Here is a 16,831-nt window from a genome sequence, read left to right on the forward strand (position 1 = left end):
CAAGTCATGGTATCGATACCATGGGCGTGTGGCAGGGGAGGAGACGCTATGCTGAGCCGTGAACAACAGGAATTCTACGCCGAGAACGGATACCTCAAGGTCGAGCAGGTGGTGACGCCAGGGGAACTGGCCGAACTGCAGGCCGTGACCGACAGGCTGATCGACGCCTCGCGCGCTGTCACCGAAAGCGACGAGCGTTTCGACCTCGATACGGGCCATTCCGCCGACAATCCGCGCCTGACCCGGATCAAGCTGCCGCACAAGCAGCACCCGGTCTATGACCGCATCCTGAAACACTCGAAGGTGACGGAGGTGCTGAACGACCTCCTCGGCCCGGACACGGTGCTGAACACCGCCAAGCTCAACTGCAAGGCGCCGGGCGGCGGCGCGGCGGTGGAATGGCACCAGGACTGGGCCTTCTACCCGGCCACGAACGACTCGTTGCTGGCCTTCGGGCTGATGCTCGAGGACGTGACCGAGGACAACGGTCCACTGATGGTGCTTCCGGGATCACACAGAGGGCCCGTGCTGAGCCATCATGCTGGCGGGGTGTTCTGCGGCGCGATCGACCCCGACGATCCGCTGTTCGACAGGGACAGGATCGTCACGCTGACCGGCAAGGCAGGGGACATGACGGTGCATCACGTGCGCCTGCTGCACGGTTCGGCGCCCAATGTTTCGGACCGGGCGCGCAAGATCCTGTTCTACGAATGCGCCAGCGCCGATGCCTGGCCGCTTCTGGGCGGGTCAAGCTATATCCACGCGTTGGGGCAGCGAAAGTTCTGGGAGGATTTCCAGGATCGGATGATCACCGGCGCGCCGGTCTTCACGCCACGGATGGCGGATGTGCCGGTGACGCTGCCCTTGCCCCCGGCGCCGGACAACACCTCGATCTTCAAGACCCAGATGAGCGGCGGTGCCAAGAGCGCCTTTGCCTGAGGTTGTTGGTTGTCCAGTTGAATAGTTTTTGAGTATTTTCGGAGAGAAGAAGCCGAAACCTGCGCTCCTGTTTCTTCTCTCCGAAAAATACCTCCGGGGGTGAAGGCCGCAGGCCGAGGGGGCAGCGCCCCCTTACCCGATTTCCACGGCCGAGCCGTCCGCCAGCATCGCCTCGATCTCCAGCGGCGTCTTGAACCCGCCCTTGACCTTGGCCTCGAGCTCGGCCTCGAGACTGTGGATCTCATCGAGACGTGCGATGACCTCGTCGATCCGGGCGAAGGGGATCACCACGACGCCGTTGCGGTCGGCCACGATCATGTCGCCGGTGGCAACATGGCAGCCGCCGACGGTCGCGCTGCCCCCCAGGGTACCAGGACCCGATGTATAGGGCGAATTGGGATTCAGTCCGGTGCACCAGGCGGGCAGGCCGGCGGCGACGATACCCGCGTAGTCGCGCATCGGGCCGTCGGTGACGAAACCGGCCGCGCCCGCGTTCCTGAGCATCCCCGACACCTGGTCGCCGATGGTGGCCCGGTCCTGGTTGCCGTGGGCCGCATGGACCACCACGTCGCCCGGCGTCAGCAGGTTGACCGCTGCGAGTGTGGCGATGATGTCGGCGGGGCCGCTGTCCGCCACCAGCGCCGGGCCCACCGCGTGACAGTCCAGGTCGCGCCCGAACCCGATCGGCGCGATGGGGGTTGCCATTGCTCCCATGCCGCCCATCGCGTCGCAGAGAAAGGCGGTCTCGACCCCTTGCAGAGCGGCGATCTGCGCCTCTGTGGGGCGGGGGGCGCCCTTGACGATGGTCAGGCGGGGCGGTTCTCCGATCATTGGTCAGTCTCCTTGGCAAGTGGTGTGTCGGGGTCGGGCAGGCGCCAGAGCAGGCGGATGAAGGCCAGCCCCGAGGCGGTGGCCGTACAGCGGGCTTTCTGCAACTGGATTTCCTCGGCGGGCAGTTCCCGCAGGAGGGCCAGTTCCTCCATCCGGTCGCATTGCACCAGCGCCGACAACAGGTCGTATTTCACCTCGATCCCGGCAAGCGCGGCGATCCGTTCCGGCGCGTTTTCGCGCAGGTCCGCCATGCGCGCGGCTATGGCATCCGACCATTCCTGGCGCGTTTCGGCAAAGCAGAGGCCCGCCACGGCAGGGGTTTCGGTCGAGATGCCAAGGCAGGGCGCGTGGGCACTGTCCACGCAGGCGGTGGGGGCCTTGCCCAGGTCCACCGCGGTCTCGACGCAGCTGCGCAGGCCGTCGAGGTCGAGGCGCGGGTCTGCCTGAAGCGGGGCGGCCAGCAGCAGGGTGGCCAGCGTCAAGGGCGCCGCGCGATGCGCGGCGGGGCGTGTCGTCATGGTCATGTCCTCCCGGCCCTGGGGGGCGGTTTTCGCCCTCTCTCGCCCGGCCTCCCGCCGAGCGGCTTGCATTTGGTATACCAAATTGGAACACTCGCACAAGAGAACAGACTTGCCAGAATCGGCAGGCGTGCCAGGGGAGGAAGGACATGTCAGATACCCGCGCCAACAAGCGCTTCCGCTCGCAGGAGTGGTTCGACAATCCCAACAATCCGGGCATGACCGCGCTTTATGTCGAGCGCTACCAGAACCAGGCCTTTACCCGCGAGGAATTGCAGGGCGAAAAGCCGATCATCGGCATCGCCAACACCGGCAGCGACCTGGCGCCCTGCAACAAGATCCACGTCTTCCTGATGGACCGCATCAAGGCCGGCATCCGCGAGGCCGGGGGCATCCCGATGGAGTTCCCCGTCCACCCGATCCAGGAGACCGGCAAGCGGCCGACCGCCGCGCTGGACCGCAACCTGGCCTACCTGAGCCTGGTCGAGGTGCTGCACGGCTATCCAATCGACGGGGTTGTGCTGACGACGGGCTGTGACAAGACCACGCCGGCCATGCTGATGGGCGCGGCCACGGTCGACATTCCCGCCATCGGGCTGAACGGCGGTCCGATGCTGGACGGCTGGTGGAAGGGCAAGCGCGCGGGGGCCGGCACCATCGTCTGGGAAAGCCGCCGCCTGCTGGCCGAAGGCAAGATCGACTACGAGGAATTCATGGGCCGCGTCTGTTCCAGCGCGCCCAGCCTGGGCCATTGCAATACCATGGGCACCGCGAGCACGATGAACGCCATGTCCGAGGCGCTGGGCATGACCCTGACCGGGTCCAGCGCCATTCCCGCGCCGTTCCGCGAACGCATGGCCATGGCCTACGAGACCGGGCAGCGCATCGTCGAGATGGTCTACGAGGATCTCAAACCCTCGGACATCCTGACCCGCGAGGCCTTCGAGAATGCCATCGTGGTCAACAGCGCCATCGGCGGGTCCACGAACGCGCCGCCGCACCTGCAAGCCATCGCACGTCATGCCGGGGTGGAACTGAACGTCAAGGACTGGGAAACCATCGGCTTTGACGTGCCTTTGCTGGTCAACATGCAGCCCGCCGGCGAGTACCTGGGCGAGAGTTTCTTTCGCGCCGGGGGCGTTCCGGCGGTCATGGGCGAGTTGATGAGCGCCGGTCGGTTGCACGCCGGGGCGATGACCGCGACGGGCAACAGCATGGGGGTGAACCTGGCCGGTTGTGACAGCCTCGATACCGATGTGATCAAGCGCTACGACGCACCGATGCGTTCCAACGCCGGGTTCAAGGTGCTTTCCGGCAATCTCTTCGACAGTGCCCTGATGAAGACCAGCGTGATCTCCGAGGATTTCCGCAAGCGGTTCCTGTCGGAACCGGGCAATGAAGGTGTCTTCGAGGCGCGCGCCGTGGTGTTTGAAGGCCCCGAGGATTACCACGACCGGATCAACGACGAGAGCCTCGGCATCGACGAACGCACGGTTCTGTTCATCCGCAACGTGGGCTGCGTCGGGTATCCGGGCTCTGCCGAGGTGGTGAACATGCAGCCGCCGGATGCGCTGATCAAGGCGGGGATCAACCACCTGCCGACGGTGGGCGACGGGCGGCAATCCGGAACCTCGGAAAGCCCGTCGATCCTGAATGCCTCGCCGGAATCGGTGGTGGGCGGCGGACTTGCCTTCCTGCAGACCGGCGACCGGGTCCGGCTGGACCTGAACGCCAGCCGCATGGATGCGCTTGTCCCGGAAGAGGACTGGGCCGCGCGGCAGGCGGCCTGGGAGGCGCCTGAGATCGTCAGCCAGACGCCCTGGGAAGAGATCTATCGCACCCATGTCGGCCAACTGGGCGACGGCGGCTGCCTGGAACTGGCGACAGCCTACCAGCGTATTGCGAAGGATCTGCCGCGCGACAATCACTGAACGTCGGTTCGGGGTGATGACGTGGGAAGGGGGGCTCTGCCCCCCGCCTTCGGCTCCCCCCGGAGGTATTTATCGGCCCAAAGAAACATGGGGGAGGGACAATGACCCAGACAATCATCATCACCGGAGGCGCGCGCGGGATCGGCAAGGCCTGCGCCGAGACCTTTCTGGCAGCGGGCTGGAAGGTCGGGATCGTGGGCCGGACCGAGGCCTCGGTGGCCGAAATGGCCGACAGCCATGAAAACGCGCTGGGCCTGACCTGCGACGTGGTGGACGAGGCACAGGTGGATGCGGCCTTTGACAAGGCGCTGGCGGAGTGGGGGCGGATCGACGCGCTGTTCAACAACGCGGGCGTGTCGGTCATGGGCGGCCCGGCAGACGAAATCAGCGTCGATGACTGGCGTCGCTGCATCGACATCAACCTGACCGGGTCGTTCATCTGTGCGCGCGCCGCCTTTGGCCGGATGCGCAGGCAGGATCCGCAGGGCGGGCGCATCATCAACAACGGGTCGGTCTCGGCCCACGTGCCGCGCTGGGGATCGGCGCCCTACACGGCGTCGAAACATGCGATCACCGGCCTGACGCGCTCGCTGTCGCTGGACGGGCGGCCCTACAACATCGCCTGCGGTCAGATCGACATCGGCAACACGCTGACGGACATGGCCGAAAAGATGACAAAGGGCGTGCCGCAGGCCGACGGTTCCATCGCGGTGGAGCCGGTCATGGATGTGTCCAACGTTGCGAAATCGGTCCTGCACATGGCCTCGTTGCCGCTGGAGGCGAACGTGCAGTTCATGACCGTCATGGCAAGCGCGATGCCCTATATCGGGCGGGGCTGAACATTGTCCCGGGCCCGCGTTTCTTTGGGCCTGAAATACTTCCGGGGGTCCGGGGGCAGAGCCCCCGGCGGGTCGCCGGACCAAAGGTCCGGCGAAACCTGACCCGGTGGCCCGACTACCGTATATGCGGCACGGGGCGGCGGACCCGGCCGCGGACCACGCGCTCGCGCTGCCAGATGTAGAGGCCGGAAGCGATGATGATCGCACCGCCGCCCAGCGTCCAGACCGTGGGCCAGGTGTCGAAGATCAGGATGCCGGCGACGGCGGCCAGGAAGATCTGGATGTAGATCACCGGCGCGAGGATCGAGGCATCCGCCCAGCGGTGTGCGATCACCGCCGCGATGTGGCCGCTGGCCCCGAAGATGCCGATCAGGCAGAAGGCGATCCAGACCGGCCCCTCGGGCCAGACCCAGCCACCCAGAACGAAGGGCAGGAGTGCCAGGGCCGCAAAGCCGCTGGACCAGATCTGCTGGGTGGCGTTGCCTTCGATCCCCGCCAGCAACCGCGTCATGATGAAATAGAGCGCCGCCATGCTGAGCGCCCCGATGGAGAGGAACATGGCGGGGTGAAAATCGACGCCCCAGGGCTGCATCACCACGATCACGCCCAGGAAGCCCACGCAGACGGCGATGATCCGGCGCAGGCCGACCTTTTCGCCCAGGATCGGGATCGCCAGCAGGGTGACGACGATGGGCCCGGCAAAGGTGATGGTCGTCGTGACGGTGATCGGCAGGTATTTCAGCGCCGAGAAGTTGAACACGGTGCTGCCCAGCAGAAAGAAGCTGCGCAAAAGCTGGCGCCAGGGGGCGTTCGAGACGAAGGCCTGTCGCCCCTCCTGCGCCCCGTAGATGACAACCGCGACGAGGAAATGCCCCGCGTAGCGGGCAAAGACCACCTGCAGCGCGGGCAGGCCCGCCAGCATCAGCCATTTTGCCGTGCTGTCGATACAGGTGAACCCCAGCACGGCCAGGGCCATCATCAGCACACCGGCGGCAGTGCGGTCTTCGCGGGGGAGAGCTTCGGCCATGGGACAGGTCTTGCGGTTGGGAAAGGGAAAGTGGTGCGAAAGCCCGCGTAGGGGGATCGCGGTCAGCCGACCGCCCACCCCCCGTCGATGACATGGGCCTGACCCGTGGTAAAGGCGCTTTCATCCGAGCCGAGGTAGACGGCCAGGTGTGCGATCTCTTCTGTCGTGCCGATGCGGCGCATCGGTTGACGGGCTTCAAAGGCCTTGCGCGCTTCCTCGTAGTCGCCCATTGCCCGCAGTCTGTCGTGCAAGGAGGGGCTGTCGATGGTGCCCGGACAGATGCAGTTCACGCGGATGCCCTGCGTGACGTAATCCAATGCCACAGATTTCGTCAGCCCGATGACGGCGGCCTTGGACGCGCCGTAGATGCATCGGTCAGGCGCCGCGATGATGGAGCTTGCGACGGAGGCCATGTTCACGATGGACCCGCCGCCGCGCGCGATCATGCCGGGCAGGGCGGCCTGCATCGCATGGAATTGCGACCGGACGTTCAGCATCATTGCAAACTCGAAATCCTCGTCCGTAGCCTCCAGCAGCGTGCCGGCGTGCACGAACCCGGCGCAATTGACCAGGATGTCGGGCTCTGCGGCCTCGACGGCGCGGGTCAGCACCGGCTTGTCTGTCACGTCCAGTGCAAAGGTCGTGCCGGTCAGCCCCTCCAGCAGGTCGGGGTTGAGGTCGGTCGCGGTGACCTCGGCGCCTTCGCGTGCATAGCTCTCGGCGATGGCGCGGCCGATGCCCTGGCCCGCGGCGGTGATGAAGGCGCGTTTGCCGGCTAGTCTCATGTCAGAACTCCTGTGAAATCTCCGGGCACCTCGCCGCGCTTCACGGGGCGGTGCCTCTGTCCGGAAAGGGCAGTGGCCAACGTCATTTCCAGGGCGGCGATGCCGTCCCGGGGCTGGCAGAGGATGTCGTCGGCGCCACTGTCGAGGAAAGCGGCGAAACGGTCGATCTGGACCCGCAGCGGATCGACCTTGTCGAAGCCGGGCGGGTCAAGGCGTTTGAGCGGTTTTGACCATTCGACCTCGCCCGGGCCGGACGCGCCCCAGCGGGTGAGTGAGGGAAAGGAGAGCGCCCCCAGCGTGCCAGTTATGCGAATGTAATCTTCGCCGGAGGCCGCGACGGCCGGGTTTTCCGCGCTGGCGGCCTCGAAGGACCAGGGCGAGGCGCCCGCGTCCGAAATCAGGAAGGACCCGAGCGCGCCGGTCTCGAAACGAAAGGCCAATGCGGCGGTGTCCTCGATCACATGGCCCCGCGTGGCGTTGGAGGTCAGCGCCGTGACCTCGATCGGCAGGCCGGCAAAGACGTTCAGCAGGTCGATCTCATGGGTGAGATTGGTGGCCAGCGGGCCGGCGCCGGGGGCGCGGCGCCAGGGCACGTCGTAATAGCTGTCATGCTTGCGCAGGCACCACATCCCTTGGAGGCCGACCAACTGCCCGATCTGTGGCAACGCCTCGCGCGTGGCCTGGATGAAGGGGTGGCAGCGGCGGTGGTGGCCGACGATCAGCGGCAGGCCCGCGTCGGCGGCGGCTTCGGCCATCTTGCGCGCGTTGTCGAGCGTGTCGGCAATCGGTTTTTCCACCAGCACCGCCCAGCCGCGCCCGAGCGCGGCGAGGGTCGAGGGCAAGTGATCCGGCGTCGGCGTGGCGATCACGCAGGCGCGGGTCTCTGCCGGCGCGTCGTCGATCGCGGCGACGGCGGGCAGGCCCTCGTCGGTCAAGCTGGCGCGCGTGGCCGGGTCCGGCTCCACGATGGCTGTGATCCGGATCGCGGGCGAGGCGCTGGCCACCTCGATATGGCGGCGCCCGATGGAACCCGCGCCGATGATGCATAGGGGGAGGGTCATGATAAGCTCAAGGATAGTGGTTCGATCAGCGATGTGATTACATCACCGCCCCGATCTGCCAGGGCACAAATTCATAGTCACCCAGGCCCTGTGCCTCGGATTTCGTCTGTTCACCGGAGGCCATGCGCAGCCACATGTCGTAGATCTCGCGGCCCACGTCCTCGACCGTCTTGCCTTCGGTCAGGATGGTGCCGGCATTCACGTCCATGTCCTCGGTCATGCGGTTGAACATCTCGGTGTTGGTGGCGACCTTCATCGAGGGGCTGGGCTTGGCGCCGAAGGCCGAACCGCGGCCGGTGGTAAAGCAGACAAGGTTGCAGCCGCTGGCGATCTGGCCGGTGACGCTGGCCGGATCGTAGCCGGGGCTGTCCATGAAAGTGAACCCCTTGGCGGTGACGGGTTCGGCGTACTTGTAGACGCCGGTGAGCGGCGTGGTGCCGCCCTTGGCCGCGGCGCCCAGAGATTTTTCCAGGATCGTGGTCAAGCCGCCCTTCTTGTTGCCGGGCGAAGGGTTGTTGTCCATGCTGCCCTTGTTGCGTTCGGTGTAATCCTCCCACCAGCGGATCAGTTCGACCAGTTTCTCGCCGGTGGCGCGGTCGACCGCGCGGGCCGTCAGCAGGTGTTCGGCGCCGTAGATCTCGGGCGTCTCGGCCAGGACGCCGGTGCCGCCCTGTGCCACCAGCAGGTCGCAGGCATGGCCGACGGCAGGGTTCGCCGTGATCCCCGACCAGGCGTCCGAGCCGCCGCATTGCAGGGCGACCATCAGATCGGAGGCGGGGCATTCCTCGCGCGTGGCCTCGTTCACCACGGGCAGCATCTTTTCGATCTTCTGGATGCCCAGTTCCACGCATTTGCGCAGCCCGCCGACGTCCTGGATGTTCATCGACTGAAACAGCGGGCCGGGTTGCAGGCCGTAGGCCTCGACCAGCCAGTCGATCTGGTTCATCTCGCAGCCCAGGCCCGCCATCAGAACGCCGCCGATATTGGGGTTGCGGGCATAGCCCCACATGACCCGTTGCAGCGCCTCGAACCCCTCGCTGCCCTGGCCGGCCATGCCGCAGCCGGTGCCGTGGACAAAGGCTACCACCCCGTCGACATTGGGATAGGCGGCCATTTTGTCATCGGTGAAATGCGCGGCGATCTTGCGCGCGGCGGTGGCGGAGCAGTTCACCGATGTGAGCACGGCGATGTAATTGCGCGTGCCGACGCGACCCGTCGCGCGGCGGTAGCCCATGAATGTGTCCTGCGTCGCGGCGGGTGCGGCGGGGCGAATGTTGGTCGAATACTCGTATTCGGTGTCGACGTTGCGAAAGTCCAGGTTGTGGGTGTGCACATGGGCGCCCGCGGCGATGTCCTCGGCGGCATAGCCGATCACCTGCGCGTATTTGATCACCGGGGCCCCCTTGGGGATCGTCTGCGCGGCCAGCTTGTGGCCGCGCGGGATCAGTTGCGTCGCGCCTTCCTGCCCGATTTCAAGCGGGGTGACGGCGGTGACCACGTTGTCGGCGTCGGAAAGGCGGACTGTCTTGTTCATCTCGGTCTCTCAAGGGCTCTGATTGGCCCCGGGGCCGGGGCCTCATGTCGCGATGTTCCGGCACGGGGCCGGGATGGGTGTTTGCGGTGGCCGGTCAGGCGCAGACCGGGCTGTCGCCCGACCAGCGGTGAATCGGGATATGCGGTTCCGGCGCCAGTCGGGCGCGGGCCTCTTCCCACATGGTCTTCCACTTTTTCCAGTCGCGCAACTCGGCCTCTGGCGCATGGCGCGAACGGACGATGAAGGCGGGAAAATGCGCGCGGCCCGTGGGCTGGCCGGTGACGTTGTAGCGGATGTCAAAGCTCCAGCGGAAATCACTGCTGCGGTTGTCCAGCGAGGCATGGGGCGTCAGCGGATGGAAAAGCACCGCGCCGCCCGCCTTGACGGGCAGGGGCAGGGCCTTGTCCTCGTCCAGGTAGCCCGGCGCGATGGCGGTCTGTTTCCGGGGGCAATGCGGATACATTTGCGGCTTGCCCGGCACCACCGTCAGACAGCCGTTTTCCTCCGTCGCGTCGGAGATCGCCAGCCAGACAGTGACCATGCGGGTCTCGTCGCCTTCCTTGTGGGCCACGGCCCGGTCCTGGTGCCAGGCGGTCGCGGTGACATGGGCGCGCGGCTCGTCCGCGTGCAGATGGGTGGCGGGCGGCTTCAGGCGGACGTGCTGGATCGGGTTCGAGGTCAGCTCGGGGCCGATCAGGTCCTCGACCATGTCCAGAAGGCGGGCATCGGTCAGCATGTCAAAGACGGCGGGACCGAAGTGAAAGGGCGTGTCGGCGGCAATCTCTCCGCCGGGCAGGGAGATATCCATCGGCTGGAACCAGTCGCAGCCCGCAGCGTAGGAGGTCAGCAGTTTCTGCCAGAAATCCATCCCCTCGGCAGGGGGCACGCGGCCCTCGGTGTGCCAGCGGGCGTAGAGCGTTTCCAGCAACGCGGCATATTCGGCCTTGACCGCCGCCAGCCTGTCCGCGTCCAGAACATCCTCGACCACGACATACCCTTCGCGGTCGAACTGCGCGATCTGGTCCTGGGTCAACATCAGGGGCATGGGCTGTCCTTTCGCTCCGGGGCGGGGAGGGGGCTCTGCCCCCGCCGCGGCAAAGCCGCGGCCCCCCGGAGTATTTTTGCAGAGAAGAAGCCCGGGGGTCGGGATGGGGCCGGACCGGCGCGCCCAAGCGGCGACCGGTCCGGCCCGGGGTCACAGGAAGATCGTGACGATGGGCGGCCAGGCCAGAAGCACCGCCAGCGCACAGAGCTGCAACGCGATGAAGGGCAGGAAGCCGCGGAAGATGTCGGTGAGAGAGATATGCGCCGGGGCCACCGATTTCAGGTAGAAGGCGGCCGGCCCGAAGGGCGGTGAAAGGAAGCTCACCTGCATGTTCATGCAGAAGACCACGCCGAACCAGATCGGCACATAGCGCGCGTCCACATGGGCGAACCAGCCGATCTCTTCCGCCGGGAGGCGGACGACGATGGGCAGGAAGACCGGCATGACCAGCAGCACGATGCCGACCCAGTCCATGAACATGCCCATGATGAGGAAGATCAGCATCATGACCAGGATCACGCTCATGGTGGGCATGTCGGCCCCGACGATCATGTTGGCGACATATTGCGGCCCGCCCGCCAGGGTGTAGGCGGCCGCCAGTGCCGCAGCGCCGATGGTCACCCAGATGATCGTGCCGGTGGACTTGAGCGTGCGCATCAGGCTGTCGTAGACGATGTCCCAGGTCATCTCGCGGCGGATCAGGCCGATGACGAAGACCGCCACCGCGCCCATGCCCGCGGCCTCGGTGATGCCGGTGATGCCGCCGTAGATCGATCCCAGCACGACGCCGATGACGACGATGGGCGCGATCAGGCCCTTGCCCATCTCCCAGCCGACGGCGGTGCGTTCGCGCCCGACCACGAAGAAGACGATCACGGCAAAGATCACCAGGGCCCCGACCAGCCAGGGAATGTCCGATACCATGCCCAGCAGGATCGGTTCGACACCTTCGATCACCTCGTTGGCGCCGGTCACGGTGAAGAAGAGCGCGCGCAGGATCAGCACGCCGGTCACCCAGATGCCGAAGCGGGACAGGAAGCCCAGGAACATCAGTCCCTTTTCCCCGCCCTTGGGGGCGTCCGGTTCCTCGGGCGGCAGCGGCGCCTTTTCGGGCGACAGCTGCGTGGTCACGATGATGTAGAGGATGAAGAAGGACGCCAGCATGAAGCCGGGCAGGAAGGAGGCGGTAAACAGCGCCTTGATCGAGGTTTCCGTCACCAGCCCGTAGAAGATCAGGACGATCGAGGGCGGGATCATGGTGCCGAGGCTGCCGGAGGCGCAGATGGTGCCGATGGCAAGGTTCTGGTTGTAGCCCAGCCGCAGCATCTGGGGCAGGGCGATGAGACCCAGCAGGACCACCTCGCCGCCGATGATGCCGGACATGGCGGCCATGATGACGGCCATGACGGATGTCACGATGGCGATGCCGCCGCGCACGCGAGACAGCCAGACGTTCAGCGAGGAATACATGTCGCGCGCGATGCCGGATCGTTCCAGCAGTGCCGCCATGAAGATGAAGAGAGGTACCGATATCAGCACGTAGTTCGTCATCTGTCGGTAGACGGCCTGGCCCAGCACGCTGAGCGGTCCCTGTCCCCAGGTGCGGAACAGGATGTCGACGTCGAATTTCAGGACCAGCGTGACCACCGCGAGAAAGGCCGAGGCAAAGCCCAGGGGCATCCCGATGGCCAGCAGCGCGAACATCGCCAGCAGAAGGATCAGCGAGAGGGTGCCGATGTCGACCATTACTTGTTGTCCTCTTCCAGGGTGCGGCGCAGGGCCTCGATCTCGTGTTCGTCGATCTCGTCGGCGGGGGTGTGGTGTTCGGGGGCCTTGTTCCAGTCGGCGATCAGGTTCGACAGGGCCTGGATGGCGACCAGAACGATGATGAACAGGATGGCGGGCTTTACCGTTCCCGGAATGGGCGGATCCCAGGCCGTGCCGAAGGTTTCCATCCGCAGCATCCGGCGCATGGCGTCGTTGTAGCCGCCCCAGACCAGGCAGAAGGTGAAGACCCAGATCAGGAAGACCGAAACGCAGTCCGAGGCTTTCTGCATCCAGCGGGGCATCATGTCATAGATGACGTAGATGCGGATGTGGCTGCGTTGCTGCATCGCGTAGAGCCCGGCCAGCAGGAACAGGAAACTGGCGATCCAGAGCGACAGTTCGTTGGCCCACATGGTCGGCTGGTTGAAGACGTAGCGCGACACCACCTCGTAGAACATGACGAGCACGATATAGGCGATCGACATCATGGCCAGGCGCGCGCAGACCAGCGAGAGGATGTCGAAGGGCCCGGTGTGATCGACCTCGATCGTGCCCTTGTCATCGCTGAGAAAGAGCGCGGCAAAAAGCAAGGCCAGCGCGAGGGAGATCAGCGTCACCGTGACGATAGGCTTGCCCTGCGGGCGGATCATGTCGTGCATGCCGATGGCATCGGACGAGATGAACTGATTGAAGACGAGAAATATGAAGAGAGCGATGGTCAGGCCCGAAAACCCGATCATGGCCATTTGAACCGGCTTTCTGAGCGGTCCCAGCCAGACGCTGTCCTGTTGCATGCGCGGTCATCCCGGTATGTAGAGTGGCAGTTGGCCCGTTGCCCGTGCCGTCCCTCTGGCTGTTCCGCGTCCCGTGCGGGCGCCTGGGCCAGAGACGAAAACGGCGAGCCTCGCGAAAGGCTCGCCGCGATGTCACGAGGCGGTCAGCCCGGCGATCACTCGGCGATCAGTCCGAGCGCCGTCAGGTATTCGCGGTGGCTTTCCACCAGGGCGGCCGCTTCGGGGGTCTTTTCAGCCCAGCGGTCCCAGGCGGTTTGCGCCGCCTTGCGGAAGTCCGCGCGGTCCTTGGCCGACCAGTCGTGCAGCGTCACGCCCTTGGCCTGCAGTTCCGCTGCGGCTTCGGCGTTTTTCTTCTCGTTCGACAGGGCGGTGTGCAGGGTCAGTTTCTGCATCGCGGTGTCGATGATGCGCTGGTGCTGCTCGCTCAGACCGTCCCAGACGGACTTGTTGCAGGCCAGGTGGTCCGACGGCATCGAGTGGAAGCCGGGGTAGGTGGCGTGGCTGACGATGTCATACAGGCCGAGACCCACGTTGTTGTAGAGACCCGAGGCGTCGGCACCGTCGATGATGCCGGTTTCCAGCGCGGTGAAGATCTCGGTGAAGTCCATCACGATGGGCGTGGCACCCAGCTCGGTGAAGATCTCGGTTTCCAGGCCCGGGGGCGAACGGAATTTCCAGCCCTTCAGGTCATCCGGGCCGGCGATCGGCTTGGAGGACGAGAGCGATTCCTGGCCGTAGAGCCACCAGCCGATCAGCTGCATGCCCTGCGCGTTGTAGAGTTCCTGTGCGGCATCGTAGCCACCACCGTAGTACAGCCAGGAAATCTGCTGCCAGGGCGTGTCGTAGCCGCCCATGATGTCGCCGACGAACTGGAACGCGGGGTTCTTGCCGGTCTGGTAGGCGCCGCCGGTCATGTCGCAGTCGACGATGCCGTTGATGGCGGCGTCGAAGGTTTCCGTGGTGGCCACGACGGACGAGCTGTAGAACATCTCGATGGCGATTTCGCCGCCGGACATCACCTGCACGTCATCCGCGAATTGCGCTGCCAGGACGCCCGAGGGGTGCTCGGACGCATAGTGGGTCTGGATGCGCAGGGTCACCTCCTGCGCGCTGGCCGCGGATGCAGCAATGGCAACGGCCGCGGCCGTCGTCAGGATCTTTTTCATATGTTCCTCCCTGTGGCGGGCTCCCCCCCGCCGGTCGTTGTCGGGGTCGGACCCCTGTCCCCGGATGGTATACCATCACGTGAAGGCAAGCTAACCAAAGCAATGTCGACAGGCAAGGATTTTTGGTATACCAGATTTCCCTCATGGGAGGCCGCCCTGCAGGGTGGAAAAAAGGGTGCGGATTCAGGGAGGTGAACTGCGCCATGACGGATGAGACACTGCCAGAACAGATTGCGACTCGGCTGCGCCGGGACATTCTGCGTGGCGTTCTGCCGCCGGGCACGGCGGTCAAGGAGCGGGACCACGCGGCGGAACTCGGCGTGAGCCGGACACCGCTGCGCGAGGCGATTCGGATTTTGGCCAAGGAAGGGCTGGTCCAGTTGCGTCCGGCACGGTCCCCGATCGTCGCCAACCCCAGCTTTGAAGAAATTGCCCACAACATCGAAGTCATGTCGGCGCTCGAGGTGCTGTCGGCGCGGCTGACCTGCGAGCGGGCCAGCGAGGCCGAGATCGAGAGCATCGCCGAAGTCGCGGATCGTATGGACAAGCAATACGACAGCCTCGACATGCTGGACATCTTCGAGATCGACATGGGCTTTCACCGCGCCATCGCGCGGGCGGCGGGCAATCCCGTCTTGGCAGAGGTTCACCAGTCATTGCTGGCGCGCCTTTGGCGGGCGCGGTATCTCTCGGCCAGCCGCAAACGCTCGCGCGAGCGGGTGCTGAGCCAACATGACAAGATCGTCGCCGCGCTGCGCGCGCGCGATGCCGAAGCCGCCCAGGCACAGGTGCAAGCGCACCTTGATCACCTGCTGGTCAACGTGGCCGATTTCTTCGAGTCCGTGAAGGACGAGGGCGGAGAGGCAACCGAACCGGTCGAGTGATCGGCCGGACGACAATAAAGACCCTGGAACAAGGATTGGGAAGTTTATGAAACTACTGCGTTTTGGCCCGGCGGGCCAGGAAAAGCCCGGGATGCTGGACAGCGACGGCCAAGTGCGCGACCTGTCGGCCCACGTGGGGGATTTCGCCGGCGAAACGGTCTCGCTCGAGGCGCTGGAGGCCCTGCGGGCCATCGACCCGGCCAGCCTGCCGCTGGTGGCCGAACCGGGGCGGATCGGGTCCTGCCTGGCCTCGGTGCCGAACTTTTTCTGCATCGGGCTGAACTATGCCAAGCACGCCGCCGAAACCGGGGCGGAGCCGCCCAAGGAGCCGATCCTGTTCTCCAAGGCGACCTCGGCGCTTTCGGGCCCCTATGACCCGGTGGTGATCCCGCGCAACTCGGTCAAATCGGACTGGGAGGTCGAACTGGGCGTGGTGATCGGCAAGGCCGCCTCCTATGTCAGCGAGGCGGATGCGCTGTCCCATGTGGCGGGCTATTGCGTCATCAACGACATGAGCGAGCGGGAGTTCCAGATCGAGAAGGGCGGCCAGTGGGTCAAGGGCAAGTCCGCCCCGACCTTCGGCCCGACCGGTCCCTGGCTGGTCACGGCGGACGAGGTGCCGGACCCGCAGGCGCTGAAACTCTCGCTGGATCTGAACGGCGAGACCGTGCAGGACAGCGATACTTCGGACATGATCTTTGGCGTCGCCGAAATCGTTTCCTACATGTCGCAGTTCATGTTGCTGCAGCCGGGCGACATCATCGCCACGGGCACGCCGTCCGGCGTGGGCATGGGCATGACACCGCAGCGTTTCCTGAAGCCGGGCGACGTGATGGACGTGCGCATCGAAGGCCTTGGTGAGCAGCGGCAAGAGGCCGTCGCGGCCGGCTGAGGCATCAGCGTGGAAGCACGTGGAAAAGGCCCCGCGAGGGGCCTTTTTCGTCAGTGGATCAGCGAGCCGCCGTTCACGTCGACCTCTGACCCCGTGACGTAGGCCGACAGGTCCGAGGCCAGGAACAGGCAGCAGCCCGCCACGTCGCTGGCCTGTCCGGCGCGGCCCATCGGGATGCCGGACAGGATCTGTTCCATCATCTCATCGGTCAATGCCCCGCCGGTGATGTCGGTTGCGATGAAACCGGGGCAGATCGCGTTGGCGCGGATACCGTCGGGCGCCAGTTCCCGGGCCATCGCCTTGGTCAGGCCGAGTATGCCCGCCTTGGCCGCCGAGTAATGCGGCCCGCCAAAGATACCGCCGCCACGCTGGGCGGAAACGGACGAGATATTGACGATGGAGCCGGTCTTGCGCGCGCGCATGTGCGGGATCAGCGCCTGGCTCATGTAGAGCGTGCCGCGCAGGTTCACGTCCGTCACCGCGTCGTAGTTTTCCGGCTCGATCTGCATGAGTTTCAGCGGCTGTGTGATGCCGGCGTTGTTCACCAGGATGTCGACCTGGCCCAGCCCGTCGATGGCGGATTTCGCCGCCGCCTCGCACTGGGGTTTGCTGGTGACATCGCAGGGCAGCCCGATGTGGCCTTCGCCCGGCAGATCAGCGGCGGCGGCGCGGGCGGCTTCTCCGTCAAGGTCGAGCACGGCGATGCGCGCGCCGTGGTCGGCAAAGAGCGTCGCGGTGGCCTTGCCGAGCCCCCTCGGGCTGGCGGCGCCGGTGATGACGGCGGTTTTTCCGTTGAGAAGCATTTGGTTTTCCTGTGG

General features: G+C 65.6%; 16 protein-coding genes. 5 read left to right on the forward strand and 11 right to left on the reverse strand.

Translation table 11 applies throughout. The annotated features are described in order from the left end of the window. Positions 1-48 precede the first annotated feature (48 nt). Positions 49-939, forward strand: coding sequence for a phytanoyl-CoA dioxygenase family protein (locus ACQY5B_RS06945; RefSeq protein WP_305972584.1), 891 nt, complete (start codon positions 49-51; stop codon positions 937-939). A 132-nt stretch (positions 940-1,071) separates the two neighbouring features. Here the strand turns inward: ACQY5B_RS06945 and ACQY5B_RS06950 are convergent, their stop codons facing one another. After that, complete coding sequence (locus tag ACQY5B_RS06950; protein WP_420325814.1) at positions 1,072-1,770, reverse strand: RraA family protein; 699 nt, start codon at positions 1,768-1,770, stop codon at positions 1,072-1,074. After that, positions 1,767-2,288: a hypothetical protein gene (locus tag ACQY5B_RS06955; RefSeq protein WP_420325813.1), complete on the reverse strand. Its 522-nt coding sequence runs from the start codon at positions 2,286-2,288 to the stop codon at positions 1,767-1,769. The genes ACQY5B_RS06950 and ACQY5B_RS06955 overlap by 4 nt, the downstream gene beginning before the upstream one ends. A gap of 149 nt (positions 2,289-2,437) precedes the next feature. Here ACQY5B_RS06955 and ACQY5B_RS06960 point away from each other — a divergent pair, with 149 nt between their 5' ends. Then, positions 2,438-4,219 (forward strand): IlvD/Edd family dehydratase, encoded by a 1,782-nt coding sequence (locus ACQY5B_RS06960; RefSeq protein WP_420325812.1) that lies wholly within the window; start codon positions 2,438-2,440, stop codon positions 4,217-4,219. A gap of 101 nt (positions 4,220-4,320) precedes the next feature. After that, positions 4,321-5,058, forward strand: coding sequence for an SDR family oxidoreductase (locus tag ACQY5B_RS06965; protein WP_305972588.1), 738 nt, complete (start codon positions 4,321-4,323; stop codon positions 5,056-5,058). A 115-nt stretch (positions 5,059-5,173) separates the two neighbouring features. Here ACQY5B_RS06965 and ACQY5B_RS06970 read toward each other — a convergent pair whose 3' ends face one another. The 8 genes from ACQY5B_RS06970 to ACQY5B_RS07005 all read right to left on the reverse strand — a co-directional run bounded on the left by ACQY5B_RS06970 (position 5,174) and on the right by ACQY5B_RS07005 (position 14,237). Next, positions 5,174-6,085 carry a DMT family transporter gene (locus ACQY5B_RS06970; protein WP_420325811.1) on the reverse strand — a complete coding sequence of 304 codons (912 nt, stop codon included), beginning with the start codon at positions 6,083-6,085 and terminating at the stop codon, positions 5,174-5,176. Between the two features lie 62 nt (positions 6,086-6,147). Continuing rightward, positions 6,148-6,870: an SDR family oxidoreductase gene (locus ACQY5B_RS06975; RefSeq protein ID WP_420325810.1), complete on the reverse strand. Its 723-nt coding sequence runs from the start codon at positions 6,868-6,870 to the stop codon at positions 6,148-6,150. Beyond that, positions 6,867-7,931 (reverse strand): Gfo/Idh/MocA family protein, encoded by a 1,065-nt coding sequence (locus tag ACQY5B_RS06980; protein ID WP_420325809.1) that lies wholly within the window; start codon positions 7,929-7,931, stop codon positions 6,867-6,869. The genes ACQY5B_RS06975 and ACQY5B_RS06980 overlap by 4 nt, the downstream gene beginning before the upstream one ends. A gap of 37 nt (positions 7,932-7,968) precedes the next feature. After that, the gene (locus ACQY5B_RS06985) at positions 7,969-9,465 is read right to left on the reverse strand and encodes a UxaA family hydrolase (protein ID WP_420325808.1); all 1,497 of its coding nucleotides are present in this window, start codon (positions 9,463-9,465) and stop codon (positions 7,969-7,971) included. A gap of 94 nt (positions 9,466-9,559) precedes the next feature. Next, positions 9,560-10,510 (reverse strand): phytanoyl-CoA dioxygenase family protein, encoded by a 951-nt coding sequence (locus ACQY5B_RS06990; protein ID WP_420325807.1) that lies wholly within the window; start codon positions 10,508-10,510, stop codon positions 9,560-9,562. A 150-nt stretch (positions 10,511-10,660) separates the two neighbouring features. Then, positions 10,661-12,256, reverse strand: coding sequence for a TRAP transporter large permease (locus ACQY5B_RS06995; RefSeq protein WP_305971154.1), 1,596 nt, complete (start codon positions 12,254-12,256; stop codon positions 10,661-10,663). Beyond that, entirely contained in the window at positions 12,256-13,071 is an 816-nt protein-coding gene (locus ACQY5B_RS07000) for a TRAP transporter small permease subunit (RefSeq protein WP_305971155.1), read from the reverse strand. The genes ACQY5B_RS06995 and ACQY5B_RS07000 overlap by 1 nt, the downstream gene beginning before the upstream one ends. Positions 13,072-13,226: 155 nt before the next feature. Further along, positions 13,227-14,237: a TRAP transporter substrate-binding protein gene (locus tag ACQY5B_RS07005; RefSeq protein ID WP_305971156.1), complete on the reverse strand. Its 1,011-nt coding sequence runs from the start codon at positions 14,235-14,237 to the stop codon at positions 13,227-13,229. A gap of 203 nt (positions 14,238-14,440) precedes the next feature. Between ACQY5B_RS07005 and ACQY5B_RS07010 the strand changes: the two genes are divergently transcribed. Further along, positions 14,441-15,121: a GntR family transcriptional regulator gene (locus ACQY5B_RS07010; protein ID WP_305971157.1), complete on the forward strand. Its 681-nt coding sequence runs from the start codon at positions 14,441-14,443 to the stop codon at positions 15,119-15,121. A 46-nt stretch (positions 15,122-15,167) separates the two neighbouring features. Next, positions 15,168-16,013 carry a fumarylacetoacetate hydrolase family protein gene (locus tag ACQY5B_RS07015; protein ID WP_420325806.1) on the forward strand — a complete coding sequence of 282 codons (846 nt, stop codon included), beginning with the start codon at positions 15,168-15,170 and terminating at the stop codon, positions 16,011-16,013. Between the two features lie 50 nt (positions 16,014-16,063). On the opposite strand, the gene ACQY5B_RS07020 is transcribed toward ACQY5B_RS07015, so the two are convergent. Next, positions 16,064-16,816: an SDR family NAD(P)-dependent oxidoreductase gene (locus ACQY5B_RS07020; RefSeq protein ID WP_420325805.1), complete on the reverse strand. Its 753-nt coding sequence runs from the start codon at positions 16,814-16,816 to the stop codon at positions 16,064-16,066. Between the last annotated feature and the right edge of the window lie 15 nt (positions 16,817-16,831).

This window comes from Antarctobacter sp. (assembly GCF_965277915.1).
Classification (GTDB): Bacteria; Pseudomonadota; Alphaproteobacteria; order Rhodobacterales; family Rhodobacteraceae; genus Antarctobacter.